A 19,493-nucleotide genomic window follows, 5' to 3' on the forward strand; every position below is an offset into this window, starting at 1 on the left:
CGCCGTGGGTGACATCGACTTCGCCCATACACGGCAGGACGGTCCGTACCCGCCAGTAGGGGTACGGACCGCCCGGGCCTGCAGGCCCTGTCACCCGATTTTGTTACATACCGTCAAAGAACGTTGACCGGCGCGTCACTGATCAAGTGATGCGAGGGCCTTTCCGATGAGCGTTTTGCGGTCGGCCGCCGAGGTGACGTGCTCCAGGCCGAAGCCGAGCAGCACGGTGTCGTCGGTGGTGACGGCTCCGTAGGTCTGGAACAGCACTCCGGTGCGCGTCCAGTCCTTCAGGACCGCCGGGCTGCCCGCGGGCGGTCCGCCGACCCTCCAGGCGCCCAGGGACGTCTCGAAGCCCTCGGTCCCGGTGGCCGCGCCGCCGACGACCAGCGAGGCGTCGTCGGCGAGGACGCCGTGGCCTCCGCTGCCGGGGTCGGTGACGTAGGCGATCGAGACCTCGATGTTCTTGCCCGCGTAGGCGCTCAGGTCGAAGCTGACCTGCTGCCAGCCGTTGGAGGCGCCGGTGAGGGCGTTCCAGGAGCCGGTGGTGCCGGTGGCGGTGCAGTCGTTCGAGCCGAGGGTCAGGTAGTGCCTGAGCCACGGGTGCTCGCCGATGTAGAAGCCGCCCCCGCACTCCGCCGGTACGGCCGCGCCGGTGGCTCCGCCCGCCTCGGGAAGGGTGGTCCAGTCGTCGGCGCCGACCGTGTGGACCTCGACGATCGCGTTGTCGTAGCCGGGCTCCGTGTCCCACAGCAGCTGTGTCCGCAGGGCGGGCTTGCTCGCCCCGGCGACACCGGTGAGGTCAATGGTGCGGGTGAGGCGTTTGTAGGCGTCGTCGGTGTGCACGGCGGCGGCCATGAACGAGCCCGAGTACGGCCCGTACGGGTTGATCGTCCCGGCGAACTGCCCGGCACCGGAGCTGGCGAACTGCGGGTAGGCGGCGGCCGGCAGTTCGTCCGAGGTGACGCCGTAGGTGCCGGCCTTGTCCAGCGGGTTGCCGGGGGCGGCGCCGAGGGCTCCGGCGAAGCCGCCCAGCTTGCCCGAGCCGGTGAAGCCGGTGGCGCCGGGCGTCGACGTACGGGAGTAGGCGCCCAGGTAGTACTGGCTGAAGTCGTTCGACGGGGTGCCGTCGCCGAGGTCGACGTTGCCGCCGGCCTGCTCGCCCGCCTCGATCAGCTTGCCGCCCTCGTTGAGGAAGGCGCGCAGTTCGAGCTGGGTCGGGTTGCCGGGGACGCTCGCGCCCGTGTAATGGACGACCGTGTCGAAGTGGCTGAGCACGCCGAGCGCGTCGGGCGCGCCCTGGGTGGCGACGTCCCAGACGACCGCCTTGCGGCCGTTGGCCTTCAGGGCGTCGACGTAGGTCTGCGCCTGTGTGGCGGCCGCGCCCTCCTCGGCGACGACGAGCGTGTCGGCCTTGGGACGCGCGGCGACGGTGTACGTGAAGTGCGGGCTGGAGACCTTCTTGCCGGCCTTGGTCTCACCGGTGAACCACACCTCGACCTTGTCGCCCGGCTCGCCGTCCTGCACCTTGGCCCGGTACTCGTCGTAGAAGAGGTTGTCGTCCCCGCCGAAGGTCTCGCCGCCCTTCCAGCGCTTGAGCGCCTCGTCGTGGGTACGGCCGCCGTTGACGCGGTACTTGAGCTCCTTGTCGCCGATCGCCTTGCGTGCGACGACGGAGACCTCCTGGTCGGCGCCGCGCGAGTACGACGTCGTGAACGGCGCCGTGGTGAAGTCGGCGGCGCTCAGACCGACCGAGGACTTCGGCTGGTCGGGACGCGCGGCGGACTCGGCGACGGAGAGCGCGAACGGGACGTTCTTGGCGAACTCCTGCTGGATGAGCTTCTCGTCGTCCGGGAAGTTGAAGATCGACTGGCAGTCGGAGGCGTTCCACTGGTCGTTCGGGTCGAGGTTCGACGCGGTCTGGCAGGTCGACATCTCCGGGGTGAACATCGCCGTGCCGTTGACGTTCGCCGCGTGGCCGTCCGCCTCGCCGTTCGTCGTGTACAGCTCCGAGGACACCTGCGGGTGATAGCCCGGGATCGCGGAGTCGTCGGGGGTGCCGGCCAGCGTCTTGTAGACGACGTCGTCCGGGGTGTCGGTGGCGACCTGCCAGCCGACGCCGTAGAGCAGCAGTTCGGCGGCGGAGTGGTAGTTGATGCCGTACGTGAACCCGATCCGCTTCTCGAACGCGTCGAGCGCCTTGGTCTCGGGCTCGGAGCCGGGGCTCGCGCCGCGGTAGGTCTGGCTGGTGGGGTTCGGGGACGAGCCCTCGTCGTCGTAGCCCCACTTGTAGGGGAAGTTGCGGTTGAGGTCGACGCCGTCGCCGGTGGCGATCGTGCCGTCGCCGTTGACGTCCCTCAGGTTCTTGCGCCACAGGCGCGTCGTGGAGTCCTGGAAGGTGTAGTCGTAGCCGTCGGGGTTGGCCGACAGGACGAACCACAGCTCGCTGGAGTCGACGATCTTCTTCACTCGCCGGTCGGTCTTGTAGTTGTCCAGGTAGTAGTGCATCAGCCGGCGGGTCATCTCCGGGGTGATCCACTCGCGCGCGTGCTGGTTGGACATGTACAGGACCGAGGGCTTGGAGCCGTCCTTGGTCTTCTTCGCGTTCTTGGTCAGTTTGAGCGCGAGGATGTCCTGGCCGTTGATCGTCTTGCCGATGGAGACGACCTTGGTGAGGCCCGGGTTCTGCTGACCGGTGCGGAGGATCTCCTCCTTGAGGCCGCCACTGCCGCTGTAGGGGCGGAACACTCCGTCGGAGGCGGCCTCGACACGGTCCTCGGCCTTGGCCGAGAGTGCGTGCTCGGTGAGGTCGACGCCCTGCTTCTCGAGCTTCTTCGCCTGCTTGTCGGTGAGGTAGACCTCGACGGTGGCGGTGCCCTTCTCGGGCGCCTGCTCACTGAGTTCGTGGCCGTCCTGGCCGGCCGCGAGGAGCAGGGGTACCTGCTTCTTGGTGACCTCGGCCCGGAACACCTTGACCTCGTCGGTATCGGGTCTCGGATCCGAACTTCCGCTCTGTGCTTGGGCGATGGGTGCGAGGCTCGCTCCGCCGATCAGGAGCGCGCCGACAGCGAGGATCGATCTCGCTCTGTGTCTCATGTACCCCCCTAGCCGTGGTCCGCCACAGCAGCGAACCACTGCCAGGCTCATGACTGTTCATGATCCAGTCAAGGGCGCCTCAAGGACAGACAAACACGGATGCGGTGGCCCAATCGGACCACCGCATCCGGGTGATGACGCTTCGTCAGCCGACCAGGTTGTCGGCGAGGTCCTCGGAGAGGTTGGCCTCCGTGCCCGGGATGCCGAGGTCGGAGGCGCGCTTGTCGGCCATCGCCAGCAGACGGCGGATCCGGCCCGCGACGGCGTCCTTCGTCAGCGGCGGGTCGGCGAGCGCGCCCAGTTCCTCGAGGGAGGCCTGCTTGTGCTCCATGCGCAGCCGGCCGGCCGCCGCGAGGTGCTCGGGGACCTCGTCGCCGAGGATCTCCAGGGCACGCTGCACACGGGCGCCCGCCGCGACGGCGGCGCGGGCGGAGCGGCGCAGGTTGGCGTCGTCGAAGTTGGCGAGCCGGTTCGCCGTGGCGCGCACCTCGCGGCGCATCCGGCGCTCCTCCCAGGCGAGCACCGACTCGTGTGCGCCGAGGCGGGTGAGCAGGGCGCCGATCGCGTCGCCGTCGCGGACGACGACCCGGTCGACCCCACGCACCTCGCGGGCCTTCGCCGCGATCGACAGCCGGCGGGCGGCGCCGACCAGCGCCAGTGCGGCCTCGGGGCCCGGGCAGGTCACCTCCAGGGAGGAGGAGCGGCCGGGCTCGGTGAGCGAGCCGTGCGCCAGGAAGGCGCCCCGCCAGGCCGCCTCGGCGTCACAGGTCGCGCCGGAGACCACCTGCGGGGGGAGCCCCCGGATCGGACGCCCGCGGCCGTCGACGAGACCCGTCTGCCGGGCCAGCTGGTCCCCGCCGGCGACCACGCGCACGACATAGCGCGAGCCGCGGCGCAGACCGCCGGGGGCCATCACGATCAGCTCCGAGCTGTGGCCGAAGATCTCCAGGATGTCCCGCTTGAGCCGGCGGGCCGCCATCGCCGTGTCCAGCTCCGCCTCGATCACGATGCGGCCGCTCACCAGGTGGAGGCCGCCGGCGAACCGCAGAATGGCGGAGACCTCCGCCTTTCTGCAGCAGGTCCGGGTGACGGGGAGCCGGGAGATCTCGTCCTTCACCGCTGCCGTCATCGCCATGGGCCGATCCTTCCATGCATCCGAAAAATACGGTCGTACGCGGCGGCGAGGAGCTCCGGGTCGTGCCGGGGCGTTCCGTCGGTCCGGGCCACCGTCGCCAGCTCGACCGCGGCCCCGAACCGTTTGGCGGCGTCGGTCAGGGAGTCGCGGTCGGGCACGGCGGCCTCGTCGGCCAGCACCACGTCCAGGGCGAGTTTAGGGGCGTGTCGTCCCAAAACCTCCAAATGACGCTGCGGGGAGAAGCCCTCGGTTTCTCCGGGCTGCGGCGCGAGGTTCAGCGAGAGTACCCGGCGCGCCTTGGTCTCCATGAGGGCGTCCAGCAGTTCGGGCACCAGCAGGTGCGGGATGACCGAGGAGAACCAGGAACCGGGGCCCAGGACCACCCAGTCCGCGTCCAGGACCGCCGCCACCGCCTCGGGGACGGCGGGCGGGTCGTGCGGAACGAGGTGCACGGACTGCACCTCGCCGGGCGTCAGGGCCACGGTCGCCTGCCCGCGCACCGTGTCGACGTCCTCGGGCCGCCGTGGATCATGCCCCTTGACCAGGGCCTGGAGCTCCAGCGGTACGGCGGACATGGGCAGCACCCGCCCGTGCGCGCCCAGCAGCTTGCCGACCAGGTCCAGGGCCTGGACGTGGTCGCCGAGCTGCTCCCACAGCGCGACGATCAGCAGGTTGCCGACCGCGTGCCCGTTGATCTCGCCCTGCGACTGGAAGCGGTGCTGGATGACCCCGGCCCAGGTCTGGCCCCAGTCGTCGTCGCCGCACAGCGCGGCCAGCGCCTTGCGCAGATCGCCGGGCGGCAGCACGCCCAGCTCGTCCCTGAGCCGCCCGCTGGAGCCGCCGTCGTCGGCGACGGTGACCACGGCGGTGAGGTCGCCGGTGATCCGGCGCAGCGCGGCGAGTGAGGCGGACAGGCCCATGCCGCCGCCGAGCGCGACGACCTTGGGCTGGGCTCCCCGGCGGCGCGGTCTGGCGCCCCGGGCCTCGACCGGCCGGCTCACACCCCTCTCGGGCGTCACCCTGCGCAGCCGGCCCAGCCGCGGAGTACGTCCTGTCATTCCCGTCCCATGTCCCGGTGCACGACCACCGTCTCCACGCCCTCGGCCGCGAGGCGCGCGGCGAGCTTCTCCGACGTCGCGACCGAACGGTGCTTGCCGCCCGTACAGCCGACCGCGATGGTCACATAGCGCTTGCCCTCCCGGCGGTAGCCTGCGGCGATCAGCTGGAGGAGTTCGGCGTACCGGTCGAGGAACTCCTTCGCGCCGGGCTGGTTGAAGACGTAGGCCGCCACCTCCTCGTTGAGGCCGGTGTAGGGGCGCAGCTCCGGGACCCAGTGCGGGTTGGGCAGGAAGCGCATGTCCACCACGAGGTCGGCGTCGACCGGGAGGCCGTACTTGAAGCCGAAGGACATGACGGTGGCCCGCAGCTCGGGCTCCTCCTCGCCGGCGAACTGGGCGTCCATCTTGGCGCGCAGTTCGTGCACGTTGAGGCTGGAGGTGTCGATCACCAGGTCGGCGTCGCCGCGCAGCTCGCGCAGCAGTTCGCGCTCGGCGTCGATGCCGTCGACGATCCGGCCGTCGCCCTGGAGGGGGTGCGGGCGGCGCACCGACTCGAAGCGGCGCACCAGGGCGTCGTCGGAGGACTCGAGGAAGACGATCCGCCGGGTGACGTTCTTCGACTCCAGGTCGGCGAGGGACTCGCGGAGGTTGTCGAAGAAGCGGCGGCCGCGTACGTCGACGACGACCGCGATCCGCGCCACGTTGCCCTGGGAGCGGGCGCCGAGCTCCACCATGGTGGGGATCAGGGCGGGCGGGAGGTTGTCGACCACGAACCAGCCGAGGTCCTCCAGACACTTTGCGGCCGTCGAGCGGCCCGCCCCGGACATGCCGGAGATGATCACCAGCTCGGGGATGGCCGCTTCGGGGATCCCGGGCGGCGTGCTGTCCGTACTCACCTGTGCTCCGTCTTCGTGGCGTGCGTCGTGCTCGGCGTCGTCAGGGGCTGTGGGGGTGGGGGTGGTGCTGTCGGGGGTCGCCGGGTGCCGGCTGGAATCCTCGCCGGACTCCCCGTGTCCCTGCTGGGGCGCTGTGGGCGCCAGATCTCGCTCGTCCGTGGGGTGTGTGTCGTGTTGGTGCTCGGTCATGTCTCCTGCCCCCGTCGTTCTTCCGGGGCGCCCGCTGTCACGGGATCTCCGGGGGAACCCGCCGTCGTTTCGGGTCCCTCGTCATCAATGATCTCTCCGGTCGCCGTGTTCACGGCGGGGGCGGGCGGAGCCGCCTGAGCGAGGGCCGCGGCGATGGTCTCGGCCGTCTTGCGGCCTATGCCCGGGACCTCGCAGATCTGGTCGATGGTCGCGGAGCGCAGCTTCTTCACCGAGCCGAAGTGCTTGATGAGCGCCTGTTTGCGGGTCTCGCCGAGGCCCGGTACGTCGTCCAGGGGGCCGGCGCGGAAACGCTTGGCGCGCTTGGTGCGCTGGTAGGTGATCGCGAAGCGGTGGGCCTCGTCACGGACGCGCTGGAGGAGGTAGAGGCCCTCGCTGGTGCGGGGCAGGACGACGGGGTCGTCGTCGTGGGGCAGCCAGACCTCCTCCAGGCGCTTGGCGAGGCCGCAGACGGCGATGTCGTCGATCCCGAGGTCGTCCAGGGCTCGCTGCGCGGCCGCGACCTGGGGCTGTCCGCCATCGACGACGACGAGCTGCGGAGGGTAGGCGAAACGCTTGGGGCGGCCTTCGTCGTCCTTGAGGCTACTGGCGAGGGGGACTTCCGTGCCGTCGGTGAGGGCGGTGCCGTCGGCGGGGGCGACGGTGCCGCCGACGAGGGGGTTGTCACCTTCCGTGAGAGGGTTGTCACCGTCGGTCCACTCCCCCGTGCGCTCCTTCTCGGCGAGGTAGCGGCGGAAGCGGCGGGTGATCACCTCGTGCATGGAGCGGACGTCGTCCTGGCCCTCGAAGCCCTTGATCTGGAAGCGGCGGTACTCGCTCTTGCGGGCCAGGCCGTCCTCGAAGACGACCATGGAGGCCACGACGTCGTCGCCCTGGAGGTGCGAGATGTCGTAGCACTCGATCCTCAGGGGGGCGCTGTCCAGCTCGAGGGCTTCGGCGATCTCCTCCAGGGCACGCGAGCGCGTGGTCAGGTCGGAGGCGCGCTTGGTCTTGTGCAGGACGAGCGCCTGCTGCGCGTTGCGCTCCACGGTCTCCATCAGGGCCCGCTTGTCGCCGCGCTGCGGGATGCGCAGCGAGACGCCCGAGCCACGGCGCCCGGTGAGCCACTCCTGGACGGGCTCGACCGGGTCGGGCAGGGCGGGGACGAGCACCTCCTTGGGGACCGCGTCGCCGGTCTCCTCGCCGTACAGCTGCTGCAGGGCGTGCTCGACGAGGGCGCCGGTGGTGATCTCCTCGACCTTGTCGGTGACCCAGCCGCGCTGACCGCGCACGCGTCCGCCGCGGACGTGGAAGATCTGGACGGCTGCCTCCAGCTCGTCCTCGGCGACCGCGATCAGGTCGGCGTCGGTGGCGTCCGCGAGCACCACCGCGTTCTTCTCCATGGCCTTCTTCAGGGCCTCGATGTCGTCGCGCAGGCGGGCGGCCCGCTCGTACTCCATCTCCTCGGCCGCCTGAGTCATCTGCTTCTCCAGACGGCGGAGGTGGGTGCCGGTGCGGCCGGCCATGAAGTCGCAGAACTCGTCGGCCAGTTCCCAGTGGTCGTCGGGAGAGATCCGGCCGACGCAGGGGGCGGAGCACTTGCCGATGTAGCCGAGCAGACAGGGCCGGCCGGTGCGGGCGGCGTTCTTGAAGACGCCCGTGGAGCAGGTGCGCACGGGGAACACGCGCAGGAGCAGGTCGACCGTGTCCCGGATCGCCCACGCGTGCGCGTACGGCCCGAAGTACTTGACGCCCTTCTTCTTGTGGCCGCGCATCACCTGCACGCGCGGGAACTCCTCGTTCATCGTCACCGCGAGGTAGGGGTAGCTCTTGTCGTCGCGGTACTTCACGTTGAACCGGGGGTCGTACTCCTTGATCCAGGAGTACTCCAGCTGCAGCGCCTCGACCTCCGTGGACACGACGGTCCACTCCACCGACGCCGCCGTGGTGACCATCGAGCGGGTGCGCGGGTGGAGGCCCGCCAGGTCCTGGAAGTAGTTCGCCAGGCGCTGGCGCAGGCTCTTCGCCTTTCCGACGTAGATCACCCGGCGGTGCTCGTCGCGGAACCTGTACACCCCGGGAGAGTCCGGGATCTGTCCCGGCTTGGGGCGGTAGCTGGAGGGGTCGGCCATGTCTCACACCCTACTGGCGTGGAGTGACACTCCGACGGGCCTGTGGACAACCGCGGGCCCGTCCCGGCGAGCCTGTGGACAACTCCCGATGCCGCCGCTCTCGCCCCCGAGCGGCCTCACGCGCGCCCGGTGTCGCTCACCACACGCGGGGAGCGTCTGCGGAGGTGGTCGGCCAGGTGAGCGTCGGACACCGGCCAGGCGCATGTGCCACTCGGGCATCAGGTGTTGTCGGGACTTGGTCAACACGCTTCAATGCGGGGGAACTCGGGGCCCTGAAGGACGCCTTACGGATGTGAAGGAGCCCCCCGGCGTCACCGGGGAAGCCCCGACCCCTCACCGCACGGTCCGACCAGCCGTCGCGAGCATTCACAGAAAGGCCCCTGCATGCCGCACGCCACACAGCACGCGGACGCCGCCGAGGACGTCGCCGCCGGGGAACTGGACACGGTCCTGCGAGGCGGCCCGTTCCATGCCGCGCTGCGTGCCGCGATCGCCGCCCGTGGACTGCCCCTGCAGCGCGTCCAGCACCATCTGTCACGTCACGGGGTCAAAGTCGGCGTCACCAGCCTGAGTTACTGGCAACAGGGCGCACGCCGCCCGCAGCGCCCCGAGTCGCTGCGCGCGGTCCGTGCGCTGGAGGAGATCCTGCGCCTGCCTGACGAGTCCCTGATCCGGCTGCTGGAGGACACCGACGCACAGGACCGCTCCGCCGCCGCGGACGTGCCGCCCGCGGGCCGGTCCTACCGCTCCCTCCTGAAGGCCTCCGACGTCCTTGAACAGTTGCATGCCGAACTGGAGTGCCCAATCGACGGCGGGCTGCACACGCTCGGCCACCACGAGCGCGTCCGTATCGGTGCGCGCCGCGAGCTCCTGGGACGCGAGTCGCAGCACATCGTGCGCGCCCACCGCGAGGGCGTCGACCGGTTCGTGGCCGTCCACCACGGCGACCCCGGGTGCGCTCCCGAGCGGATGACCGTGCACGCGCTGGAGAACTGCCGCGCCGGACGCGTCCGCCACCACCACGACACCGGCGTCCTGGTGGCCGAGCTCCTCTTCGACACCCGGCTGCGGGCCGGCGACACCTTCCTCTTCCGCTACGCCGTCGAGGACGGCACGGCCGACGTCTCCCGGGAGTACGTGCGCGGCTTCGGGGCGGCGGGCGGCCAGTACGCCCTCCAGATCCACTTCGACGAGCAGGCGCTGCCCGTGCGCTGTCACCGTTTCACCCAGCACTCGGCGGCGGCCCCACGCGGCGGCCGTCAGGAGCTGCCGCTCAGCGGCCGGCACCGCTCGGTGCACCTCGTCGAGCCCCGGGTACGGTCGGGCCTGGTGGGGATCGGGTGGGACTGGGAGTGACCGGATGCTCACGGATCCGTCCGTTCCTCTCCTGAGTCCCCCCGATGCAGGCAGACTCGACAGCCCGAGCTGTCCGAGCCGTCCGAGCAGCGTGAGGAACCCGAAGTGCCCGAGAGAGGAAGCGCCCTGTGATCGTCGTCGCCGGTGAGGCCCTGATCGACCTGGTACCGCAGGGCACCGGTGCCCTCGCGGGTCTGCAGCCGGCCCTCGGCGGCGGGCCTTTCAACACGGCCGTCGCCCTCGGTCGCCTCGGCTCCCCCACCGCCTTCTGCTCCCGGGTCTCCTACGACGCCTTCGGGGAAGCGCTGCTCGGCAGGCTGCGGGAATCGGGCGTTGACGTGTCCGCCGTACAGCGTGGCCCCGAGCCGACCACCCTCGCGGTCGCCACCGTCGACGGGAACGGCTCCGCCGTCTACTCCTTCTACGTCGAGGGCACCGCCGACCGCCTGTTCGCCGCCCCGGCCGCACTTCCCGCAGGGACGCGCGCCGTCTCGTTCGGCACCTGCTCGCTGGTCCTGGAGCCGGGTGCGAGCGCGTACGAGGAGCTGCTGCGGACCGCGGCGGGGCAGGGCGTGTTCACCGCGCTCGATCCGAACATCCGGCCCGGGCTGATCCCCGACGCCGACGCCTACCGGGCCCGCTTCAAGAGCTGGCTGCCCTCGGTGAACCTGCTCAAGCTCTCCGAGGAGGACGCCCACTGGCTGGGCGGCACTCCGCACGAGTGGCTGTCCGCCGGTCCCTCGGCCGTCGTGATCACTCATGGTGGCGCCGGGCTGAGCGTCGTCACCCAGGACCACGCGGTGTATCCCGTTCCGGGTGAGCCGGTCGACGTCGTGGACACCATCGGCGCCGGCGACACCGTGAGCGCGGCGCTGCTGCACGGCCTTTCGGTGCGGGACGCGCTGTCTCCGGCGGCCCTGGCCGAGATGGGTGCGGACGGCTGGGGTGAGTTGCTGGGATTCGCGGCGCGCGCGGCGGCGATCACCTGCTCGCGGTCGGGCGCGGAACCGCCGTACGCCTCGGAGCTGGGCGAGCTGTAGAGGCCGAACGGGATCGTGCGGGAGACGGGCGGCGCCCCGCGGGGAGTTCCCGCGGGGCGCCGTACTGCTGGGGAGGTGCCGACTCTGTCGCTCGTGAGCGTCAGGCCTTGCGGGTCCGCGTCGTCTTCTTCGCGGGCGCGGCCTTCTTCGTCACCTCGGCCGCCTTCTTGGTCGCCGTGTTGTTGGCGGTCGCCGTCCTGGCCGTCGCCGTCTTCCGGGCCGTCGAGCCGGCCGCGACCGTCTTCTTGGCCGCTGCCTTGCGCGGGGCCTTCACCGGTGCCGCGTCGCTGATGCGGTCGGCGCCCAGGACCTCCCGCAGGAACTTGCCGGTGTGACTGGCCGGTACCCCGGCGACCTCCTCCGGCGTGCCCTCGGCGACGACCAGGCCGCCGCCCGCGCCGCCCTCGGGTCCCATGTCGACGATCCAGTCGGCGGTCTTGATCACGTCGAGGTTGTGCTCGATGACGATGACCGTGTTGCCCTTGTCGACGAGGCCGGAGAGCACCTTCAGGAGCTTGCTGATGTCCTCGAAGTGAAGGCCCGTGGTCGGCTCGTCCAGGACGTAGACGGTACGGCCGGTGGAGCGGCGCTGGAGCTCACTGGCGAGCTTGACGCGCTGGGCCTCGCCGCCCGAGAGGGTGGTCGCGGACTGGCCGAGCCGGACGTAACCGAGGCCGACGTCCTTCAGGGTGTTGAGGTGGCGGGCGATCGCCGGGACGGCCTCGAAGAACTCCGTCGCCTCCTCGATCGGCATGTTCAGCACGTCGGCGATGGACTTGCCCTTGTAGTGGACCTCCAGGGTCTCCCGGTTGTACCGGGCGCCGTGGCAGACCTCGCACGGGACGTAGACGTCCGGGAGGAAGTTCATCTCGATCTTGATCGTGCCGTCGCCGGCGCAGTTCTCGCAGCGGCCGCCCTTGACGTTGAAGGAGAAGCGGCCGGGCAGGTAACCGCGGACCTTCGCCTCGGTGGTCTCGGCGAACAGCTTGCGGACGTGGTCGAAGACGCCCGTGTAGGTGGCCGGGTTGGAGCGCGGGGTGCGGCCGATGGGCGACTGGTCGACGTGCACGACCTTGTCGACGAGGTCGTCGCCGTCCACGCGCGTGTGCCGCCCCGGTACGTTCCTCGCGCCGTTGAGCTCGCGGGCCAGGTGGGTGTACAGGATGTCGTTGACCAGCGTGGACTTGCCGGAGCCGGAGACCCCGGTGACCGCGGTGAACACGCCGAGCGGGAAGGACACGTCGATGTCCTGCAGGTTGTTCTCGCGGGCGCCGTGCACCGTGAGCTGCCGCGACGGGTCCAGGGGGCGCCGGATGTCCGGCACCGGGATCGCCTTCTTTCCGGCCAGGTACTGACCGGTCTGGGACTCGGCGTTGGTGAGCAGGTCCTTCAGGGAGCCGCTGTGCACGACCTTGCCGCCGTGTTCACCGGCGCCGGGGCCGATGTCGACGACCCAGTCGGCGACCTTGATGGTGTCCTCGTCGTGCTCGACGACGATGAGCGTGTTGCCCATGTCGCGCAGGCGGACGAGCGTCTCGATCAGCCGGTGGTTGTCGCGCTGGTGCAGGCCGATGGACGGCTCGTCGAGGACGTAGAGGACGCCGACGAGTCCGGATCCGATCTGGGTGGCCAGGCGGATGCGCTGGGCCTCGCCGCCGGAGAGCGTGCCGGCCGCGCGGTTGAGGGAGAGGTAGTCGAGGCCGACGTCGACCAGGAAGCGCAGCCTCTCGTTGACCTCCTTCAGGACGCGCTCGGCGATCTTCTTGTCGCGGGCGTTCAGCTTGAGCTCGCCGAGGAAGTCCGCGCAGTCGCTGATGGACATGCCGGAGACCTCGGCGATGGACTTGTCCATGATCGTGACCGCGAGGACGAGCGGCTTCAGGCGTGTGCCCTGACAGGTCGGGCAGGGCACCTCGCGCATATAGCCCTCGAAGCGCTCACGGCTGGCGTCGCTCTCGGCCTCGCTGTGGCGGCGCTTGACGAAGGGGACGGCGCCTTCGAAGGGCGTGGTGTACACGCGCTCACGGCCGTACCGGTTGCGGTAGCGGACCTCGATCTGCGTCCTGTGGCCGTGGAGCAGGGCCTTCTTGGCGCGCTGCGGCAGGCCCGCGAAGGGGATGTCCGTCCGGAATCCCAGGGCGTCCGCGAGGGCGCCGATCAGACGGCCGAAGTAGTCCTTGGTGTGGCCGTGCGACCAGGGGTGGATGGCGCCCTCGTCGAGGGACTTGTCCTCGTCCGGGACGATCAGTTCGGGGTCGACCTCCATGCGCGTGCCGATGCCGGTGCACTCGGGGCAGGCGCCGAAGGGCGAGTTGAAGGAGAAGGAGCGGGGCTCCAGCTCCTCGAAGGAGAGGTCGTCGTACGGGCAGTACAGGTGCTCCGAGAACATGCGCTCGCGCTCGGGGTCGTCCTCGGGGAGGTCGACGAAGTCGAGCACGACCATGCCGCCGGAGAGACCGAGGGCGGTCTCCACGGAGTCGGTGAGCCGGCGTTTGGCGGTGTCCTTGACCGTGAGGCGGTCGACGACCACCTCGATGGTGTGCTTCTCCTGCTTCTTCAGCGTGGGCGGGCTGGAGAGCTGGATGGTCTCCCCGTCGACCCGCGCGCGGGAGTAGCCCTTGGTCTGGAGATCGGCGAAGAGGTCGACGAACTCGCCCTTGCGCTCGCGCACCAGCGGCGACAGCACCTGGAAGCGGCTCCCCTCCGGCAGCTCCAGGACCCTGTCGACGATGGCCTGCGGCGACTGGCGCGAGATCGGGCGGCGGCACTCGGGACAGTGCGGCTTGCCGATGCGGGCGAAGAGCAGACGCAGGTAGTCGTAGACCTCGGTGATGGTGCCGACCGTCGAGCGCGGGTTGCGCGAGGTCGACTTCTGGTCGATGGAGACGGCCGGCGAGAGACCCTCGATGAAGTCGACGTCCGGCTTGTCCATCTGGCCGAGGAACTGGCGGGCGTACGACGAGAGCGACTCCACGTAGCGCCGCTGCCCCTCGGCGAAGATGGTGTCGAAGGCCAGCGAGGACTTGCCCGACCCCGACAGGCCCGTGAAGACGATGAGCGAGTCGCGTGGCAGGTCGAGCGAGACATTCTTGAGGTTGTGCTCGCGCGCGCCACGGACGATGAGACGGTCGGCCACGCCGGTCCGCACCTTTCTTGAGAGAAGTGACAGGGGCGGGGCCCCCGTCCTTCTCAGACTAGGGGGAGCCACTGACAACGCCGGACGGATTCACCGGTTGACAACAATCCCCGGCCATCCAGCATGCCCGACGCCGCCACCGACCATATAGCACGCGCATTCGATTTTGGGTCCGGCTCCGCCACCTTCACCCGAAGGGGTGGCGCGGCTAGGGTCAGCAGCATGATTGATCACGCTCGTGACCTGGTGTCCGTACGCGACGCGACCGAGCGACTGCTGGGCGCAGTCGCCGAACTGGACAACGTGTCTGTGAGGGAGTCGTCACGCCTCCCCGGCTGGAGCCGCGGCCATGTCCTCGCCCATCTCGCCCGCAACGCGGACGCTCTCGTGAACGTCCTCGAGGGCCGCCCCATGTACGCCGAGGCAGGGCTCCGGGACGCCGACATCGAGCGGGACGCTCCGCGCCCCCTCGAGATCCAGCTCACCGACATCCGGGAGAGCGCGGCCCGCTTCCAGGAGGCGGGGGCCGTGCCCGCCGACTGGTCGCGCACGGTGGAACTGCGCAACGGCGTCACCGACGCGGCGGCCCGGGTGCCGTTCCGGCGGTGGGCGGAGGTCGAGCTGCACCATGTGGACCTCGGGATCGGCTACGAGCTGGAGGATCTTCCGGCGGAGTTCACCGAGCGGGAGATCGCGTTCCTCGCGGAGCGCTTCACCGGCCACCCGGACGTCCCTCCGACCCGTCTGACGGACGGCACGCGCGCGTGGCACACCGGCCGGGAGGCGGACGTCCCCGAGGTGACCGTCACGGGAGCCGGGGCCGACCTGCTGGGCTGGCTGGCCGGGCGCCGCGAGGGAACCGGCCTGACCGTGGACGGCGGGACGCTCCCGGCCCTGCCCCCGCTATAGGCTGCCGCCATGACGTACAGCGGAGAGGTGACGGTCGGCGGCCCGGCGGACGTGCACGAGCTCAAGGACCTGATGATCACCAAGATCGCGGTCGGCCCGATGAACAACAACGCCTATCTGCTGCGCTGCCGGGCCACGGACGAGCAGTTGCTGATCGACGCGGCCAACGACGCCCAGGCGCTGCTCGGGACGATCGGCGGCGACGGCATCGCGTCCGTCGTCACCACCCATCAGCACGGCGACCACTGGCAGGCGCTCGCCGAGGTCGTGGCGGCCACCCGCGCGCGTACGTACGCGGGCCGGGAGGACGCCGAGGGCATCCCCGTGCCGACCGACGTCCTGGTCGACGACGGCGATGTCATCCGGGTGGGGAACGTGGAGCTCACCGCGCGGCATCTGGTCGGGCACACCCCGGGCTCGATCGCGCTCGTCTACGACGACCCGCACGGGCACCCCCACGTCTTCACGGGCGACTGCCTCTTCCCGGGAGGTCCTGGGAGGACAACACGCCCCGAGGACTTCAAGTCGTTGATGTCGGGCCTGGAGGCCAAGGTCTTCGTGCTCCCGGACGAGACCTGGATCTACCCGGGCCACGGCAACGACACCACGCTCGGCACCGAGCGGCCTCACCTCGGCGAGTGGCACGAGCGCGGCTGGTAGGTCGACGGCATCAGCGAGTCAAGATTCCGGGTGCGACCTAACGTCCAGAGCGTGTGCCGTCGTCGTCGAGCGCAGACTGAGATCGGCGACCGTGGCGCGGGCGCCGACGGGTCTTGACGAGCTGGTTGAGTACTGGAAGCTGCTGAAGGACGAGCAGGCGCCGGCTTGGACGCGGGCACCTGCACCTGCCGCGCGAACGGACTCCACGGCCTCGCCCGGCAGCGCGGACCGGCCCCGGACGGCCTGCGCTTCGGTGCGCCCAGCGCACGGTGAGTGACCTTCCCTGCGACCCGTGCCGGGCGAAACAGCCTGCCGGCCCCGGAGCCAGGCGAGCAAGCCCGCTGTGACCTGGAGTCGCTACTGGTCAGCCTTGTTTCGTCGGCACAGGACGGTTGGCGCCTGAGTGGCACGCGCGCGGGTGGTGAGTCCCCCCAGCCGGGGGCGCGCGGCAATGTACGCGCGCCCCGTGTGAATCGTGCGCACGCGCCGGACCCGCACGCGCGCTCCCCGCACACCTGGTTGCGCGGTCAACTGGTAGCAGCCCCGCGCGGGATGACGGCTCCGGCGCGGATGGGCCGCCGGTCTTCGATCCCCGCCCTCGGCCGGCGGCCCAGGCAAGCCGCCACGAACCTGTTCACGAAAACGCAACACCCGTTCCCAGTATGCGGACATCTGATGGCGTGACGTGGACAGACGTGGATTTCGCTGCCAATCTCCCGCCATGCACCTCGCCCCTCGTGTTCTGCGCCGCGCCCTCGCCGGCGCCACCGTCGCCCTCCTCGCGACCGCGGTCGGCTGCGCTCCGCAGCCCGAGGCCGACGCGTCCGCCAAGTCCTCCGGTTCCACCGGATCGACCTGCGCCAAGGGCAAGTTGGCGACCAAGACCTCGGGCAAGCTGACGATCGCCACCGACGAGCCCGCGTACGAGCCGTGGTTCAAGGACGACAAGCCGTCCAACGGCCAGGGCTTCGAGTCGGCCGTGGCGTACGCCGTGGCGAAGCGGCTCGGGTACGACAAGAGCGCCGTCGTCTGGCAGAGCGTGCCGTTCAACAAGGCGTTCGCGCCGGGTGAGAAGACCTTCGACTTCGACATCAACCAGGTCTCCATCAGCGACGAGCGCAAGAAGGCCGTGGACTTCTCGTCCGGCTACTACGACGTGCGCCAGGCCGTCATCGCGCTGAAGGGCACGAAGGCGGCGAAGGCGACGAGCATCGCGGATCTCAAGGGCCTCAAGCTGGGCGCCCAGGTGGGCACGACGAGCCTCGACTACATCGACGACGTCGTGAAGCCCACGCAGGACGCCGCCGTCTACGCCAAGAACGACCAGGCCAAGTCCGCGCTGAAGAACGGCCAGGTCGACGCCGTCGTGGTCGACCTGCCGACCGCGTTCTACATCACCGCCGCGGAGGTGACGGACGCCGAGATCGTCGGCCAGTTCGAGAACCGGGGTGGCACGCCCGAGCAGTTCGGGCTGGTGCTCGACAAGGGCAGCGCGCTCACCTCGTGCGTGACGGACGCCGTCGACGCCCTGCGCGAGGACGGCACCCTGGCGAAGATCGAGCAGCAGTGGCTCTCGGACGCCGTCGACGCCCCGGTGCTCAAGTGACGGTCGCCAAGCAGGAGTCCGGCCAGGAGGGCGCGGACGACAAGGGGGACATGTCCGGGGGCGGCGGGGACGCGTACGTCCCGTCGCAACGGCGCCTGGAGCGCGAGCGCCACAAGCGCACGCGGGCCCGCCGGGCGACGGCGATCGCCGCGCTGTCGACCCTGGTGACGGCCGTCGTCCTCTATCTGGTCGTCGTCAGTGCGCCCGGCTGGCCGCGCACCAAGGAGACCTTCTTCAACGGGCAGTACGCGCGCGAGGCGTTGCCCAAGGTCCTGGAAGGACTCTGGCTGAACGTCCGGCTGCTGCTGATCTGCGGCGCCGCAGTCCTGGTCCTCGGCATGCTCATCGCCGTGGCCCGCACCCTGCGCGGCCCGGTCTTCTTCCCCCTTCGGGTGCTGGCGGCGGCGTACACGGACTTCTTCCGCGGACTGCCGCTGATCATCAACCTGATGATCGTGGTCCTCGGCGTGCCCGCACTGCGTCTGCAGGGCGTGACGGTCGACCCGGTCTGGCTGGGCGGTACGGCGCTGACCCTGACGTACTCGGCGTACGTCGCCGAGGTGTTCCGCGCCGGCATCGAGTCCGTGCACCCCTCGCAGCGCGCCGCGGCCCGCTCGCTGGGCCTGTCCAACCGGCAGGCACTGCGGTACGTGGTGCTGCCGCAGGCGGTGCGCCGTCAGGTGCCGCCACTGCTGAACGACCTGGTGTCCCTGCAGAAGGACACCGGTCTGGTGTCGATCGGCGGCGCCATCGACGCCGTCCGCGCGGCGGACATCATCGTGGGCCGCAGCCTCAACTACACGCCGTACATCGTGGCGGGGCTGGTCTTCGTGGCCCTGACCATTCCGATGACCCGCTTCACGGACTGGGTGACGGCCCGGATGGACCGTCAGCGGGCGCAGGGAGGAACGACATGAGCGATGCCCCGGTACTGCGGATGGAGTCCGTCCGCAAGACCTTCGGCGGCTCGGTCGTCCTGCGGGACGTCGACCTGGCGGTCGCCCCGCACACCGTGACCGCGCTGATCGGCGCCTCCGGCTCCGGCAAGTCCACACTGCTGCGCTGCGCCAACCTCCTGGAGGACATCGACGACGGCGCGATCTGGCTGGACGGCGAGGAGATCACCGACCCTCGGGTCGACCAGGACGCGGTACGGCGCCGTATCGGCGTCGTCTTCCAGTCGTACAACCTGTTCCCGCACATGACGGTGCTGCAGAACATCACGCTCGCCCCGCGCCGCGTGCACGGCGTCACCCGCGCCGAGGCCGAGGAGCGGGCCAGGGAGCTGCTTGAGCGGCTCGGGCTGGGCGGCAGGGCCGACGAGTACCCCGACCGGCTCAGCGGCGGCCAGCAGCAGCGGGTGGCGATCGTGCGGGCCCTCGCCGTGCGTCCCCGGCTGCTGCTGCTCGACGAGATCACCGCGGCCCTCGACCCCGAGCTGGTGGGTGAGGTCCTGAACGTCGTGCGCGACCTGAAGGAAGACGGCATGACCATGGTGCTGGCCACGCACGAGATGGGCTTCGCCCGCGAGGTCGCCGACCAGGTGTGTTTCCTGGACGGAGGCGTCGTGCTGGAGCGGGGCACCGCCGAGCAGGTGTTCGGCGATCCGCGGCAGGAGCGCACGCGGCGCTTCCTGCGGCGGATCGTGGATGCCGGACGTCTGTGACCGGGCGCGGGTAAGGGCCGTTCGCCAGGAGGACGGTGCTTACTTACGCGTCGGCCTTCCCGGCGCCCGCCAGCGCGGCCACCCGCTCCACCCCGAAGACGTATCCCTGCACGCCGCACCCCGCGATGACACCGTCGGCGCGGAGGGAGACGTACGAGTGGTGCCGGAAGGTCTCGCGCTGGTGGATGTTGGAGATGTGGACCTCCAGCACGGGCAGGCCGTCGCAGGTGTTGAGTGCGTCCAGGATCGCGACCGACGTGTGCGAGTAGGCGCCCGGGTTGATCACGATGCCGCAGTGGTTGAGGCGCGCCTCGTGGATCCAGTCGACCAGCCGGCCCTCGTGGTTGGACTGCCGGAAGTCCACCGTGCCGCCGTGCGCGGCTGCCGCCTTCACACACATCGCCTCGACGTCGGCGAGCGTGTCGGACCCGTAGATCTCCGGCTGGCGCTGGCCCAGGAGGTTCAGGTTGGGGCCGTTCAGGATCATGATCGGGGCGTTGGCCAGGGTGCGGGGCACGGTTCCTCCGGTCCGTTCGGGGCGGTCCGTCGGGACCGCTGCTCAGACCCGGTTTATCACCCGGCGCGCTCCGGCCACCTGCTGACCGTGCCGTCACCCCGCG

Annotated in this window: 14 protein-coding genes; 7 read left to right on the forward strand and 7 right to left on the reverse strand. The window is 70.5% G+C overall.

Features of this window, described 5'->3' with window-relative positions:
* Window positions 1-135 precede the first annotated feature (135 nt).
* The 5 genes from ACIBVL_RS00955 to uvrC all read right to left on the reverse strand — a co-directional run bounded on the left by ACIBVL_RS00955 (window position 136) and on the right by uvrC (window position 8,500).
* Window positions 136-3,093: a M14 family zinc carboxypeptidase gene (locus ACIBVL_RS00955; RefSeq protein ID WP_399089657.1), complete on the reverse strand. Its 2,958-nt coding sequence runs from the start codon at window positions 3,091-3,093 to the stop codon at window positions 136-138.
* A gap of 145 nt (window positions 3,094-3,238) precedes the next feature.
* On the reverse strand, window positions 3,239-4,228 hold the full coding sequence (gene whiA / locus ACIBVL_RS00960; RefSeq protein ID WP_388383635.1) for a DNA-binding protein WhiA: 990 nt from the start codon (window positions 4,226-4,228) through the stop codon (window positions 3,239-3,241).
* Complete coding sequence (gene yvcK, locus ACIBVL_RS00965; RefSeq protein WP_399089660.1) at window positions 4,219-5,286, reverse strand: uridine diphosphate-N-acetylglucosamine-binding protein YvcK; 1,068 nt, start codon at window positions 5,284-5,286, stop codon at window positions 4,219-4,221. The genes whiA and yvcK overlap by 10 nt, the downstream gene beginning before the upstream one ends.
* Window positions 5,283-6,371, reverse strand: a complete 1,089-nt coding sequence (gene rapZ / locus ACIBVL_RS00970) for an RNase adapter RapZ (protein WP_399089663.1) — start codon at window positions 6,369-6,371, stop codon at window positions 5,283-5,285. The genes yvcK and rapZ overlap by 4 nt, the downstream gene beginning before the upstream one ends.
* Window positions 6,368-8,500, reverse strand: a complete 2,133-nt coding sequence (gene uvrC, locus ACIBVL_RS00975; protein ID WP_399089666.1) for an excinuclease ABC subunit UvrC — start codon at window positions 8,498-8,500, stop codon at window positions 6,368-6,370. Before uvrC ends, rapZ begins: the two co-directional genes overlap by 4 nt.
* A gap of 384 nt (window positions 8,501-8,884) precedes the next feature.
* On the opposite strand from uvrC, the gene ACIBVL_RS00980 reads away from it, so the two are divergent.
* Together ACIBVL_RS00980 and ACIBVL_RS00985 are read left to right on the forward strand one after the other, a co-directional pair.
* Window positions 8,885-9,856: a hypothetical protein gene (locus tag ACIBVL_RS00980; protein ID WP_399089669.1), complete on the forward strand. Its 972-nt coding sequence runs from the start codon at window positions 8,885-8,887 to the stop codon at window positions 9,854-9,856.
* Between the two features lie 128 nt (window positions 9,857-9,984).
* Complete coding sequence (locus tag ACIBVL_RS00985) at window positions 9,985-10,896, forward strand: carbohydrate kinase (RefSeq protein ID WP_399089672.1); 912 nt, start codon at window positions 9,985-9,987, stop codon at window positions 10,894-10,896.
* 100 nt (window positions 10,897-10,996) lie between these two features.
* Here ACIBVL_RS00985 and uvrA read toward each other — a convergent pair whose 3' ends face one another.
* Entirely contained in the window at window positions 10,997-14,032 is a 3,036-nt protein-coding gene (gene uvrA / locus ACIBVL_RS00990; RefSeq protein ID WP_399089675.1) for an excinuclease ABC subunit UvrA, read from the reverse strand.
* 222 nt (window positions 14,033-14,254) lie between these two features.
* On the opposite strand from uvrA, the gene ACIBVL_RS00995 reads away from it, so the two are divergent.
* The 5 genes from ACIBVL_RS00995 (at window position 14,255) to ACIBVL_RS01015 (ending at window position 18,873) form a co-directional block, all read left to right on the forward strand.
* Complete coding sequence (locus ACIBVL_RS00995; protein WP_399089678.1) at window positions 14,255-14,941, forward strand: maleylpyruvate isomerase family mycothiol-dependent enzyme; 687 nt, start codon at window positions 14,255-14,257, stop codon at window positions 14,939-14,941.
* 9 nt (window positions 14,942-14,950) lie between these two features.
* The gene (locus ACIBVL_RS01000; protein WP_399089681.1) at window positions 14,951-15,601 is read left to right on the forward strand and encodes an MBL fold metallo-hydrolase; all 651 of its coding nucleotides are present in this window, start codon (window positions 14,951-14,953) and stop codon (window positions 15,599-15,601) included.
* Window positions 15,602-16,322: 721 nt separating this feature from the next.
* Complete coding sequence (locus ACIBVL_RS01005) at window positions 16,323-17,207, forward strand: ABC transporter substrate-binding protein (protein WP_399089684.1); 885 nt, start codon at window positions 16,323-16,325, stop codon at window positions 17,205-17,207.
* The gene (locus ACIBVL_RS01010; protein WP_399089688.1) at window positions 17,204-18,124 is read left to right on the forward strand and encodes an amino acid ABC transporter permease; all 921 of its coding nucleotides are present in this window, start codon (window positions 17,204-17,206) and stop codon (window positions 18,122-18,124) included. Before ACIBVL_RS01005 ends, ACIBVL_RS01010 begins: the two co-directional genes overlap by 4 nt.
* Window positions 18,121-18,873: an amino acid ABC transporter ATP-binding protein gene (locus tag ACIBVL_RS01015; RefSeq protein WP_399089691.1), complete on the forward strand. Its 753-nt coding sequence runs from the start codon at window positions 18,121-18,123 to the stop codon at window positions 18,871-18,873. Before ACIBVL_RS01010 ends, ACIBVL_RS01015 begins: the two co-directional genes overlap by 4 nt.
* Window positions 18,874-18,916: 43 nt before the next feature.
* On the opposite strand, the gene aroQ is transcribed toward ACIBVL_RS01015, so the two are convergent.
* The gene (gene aroQ, locus ACIBVL_RS01020) at window positions 18,917-19,390 is read right to left on the reverse strand and encodes a type II 3-dehydroquinate dehydratase (protein ID WP_399089694.1); all 474 of its coding nucleotides are present in this window, start codon (window positions 19,388-19,390) and stop codon (window positions 18,917-18,919) included.
* Window positions 19,391-19,493 lie beyond the last annotated feature (103 nt).

This window comes from Streptomyces sp. NPDC049687, assembly GCF_044465285.1.
In the GTDB taxonomy this organism is placed as follows: domain Bacteria; phylum Actinomycetota; class Actinomycetes; order Streptomycetales; family Streptomycetaceae; genus Streptomyces.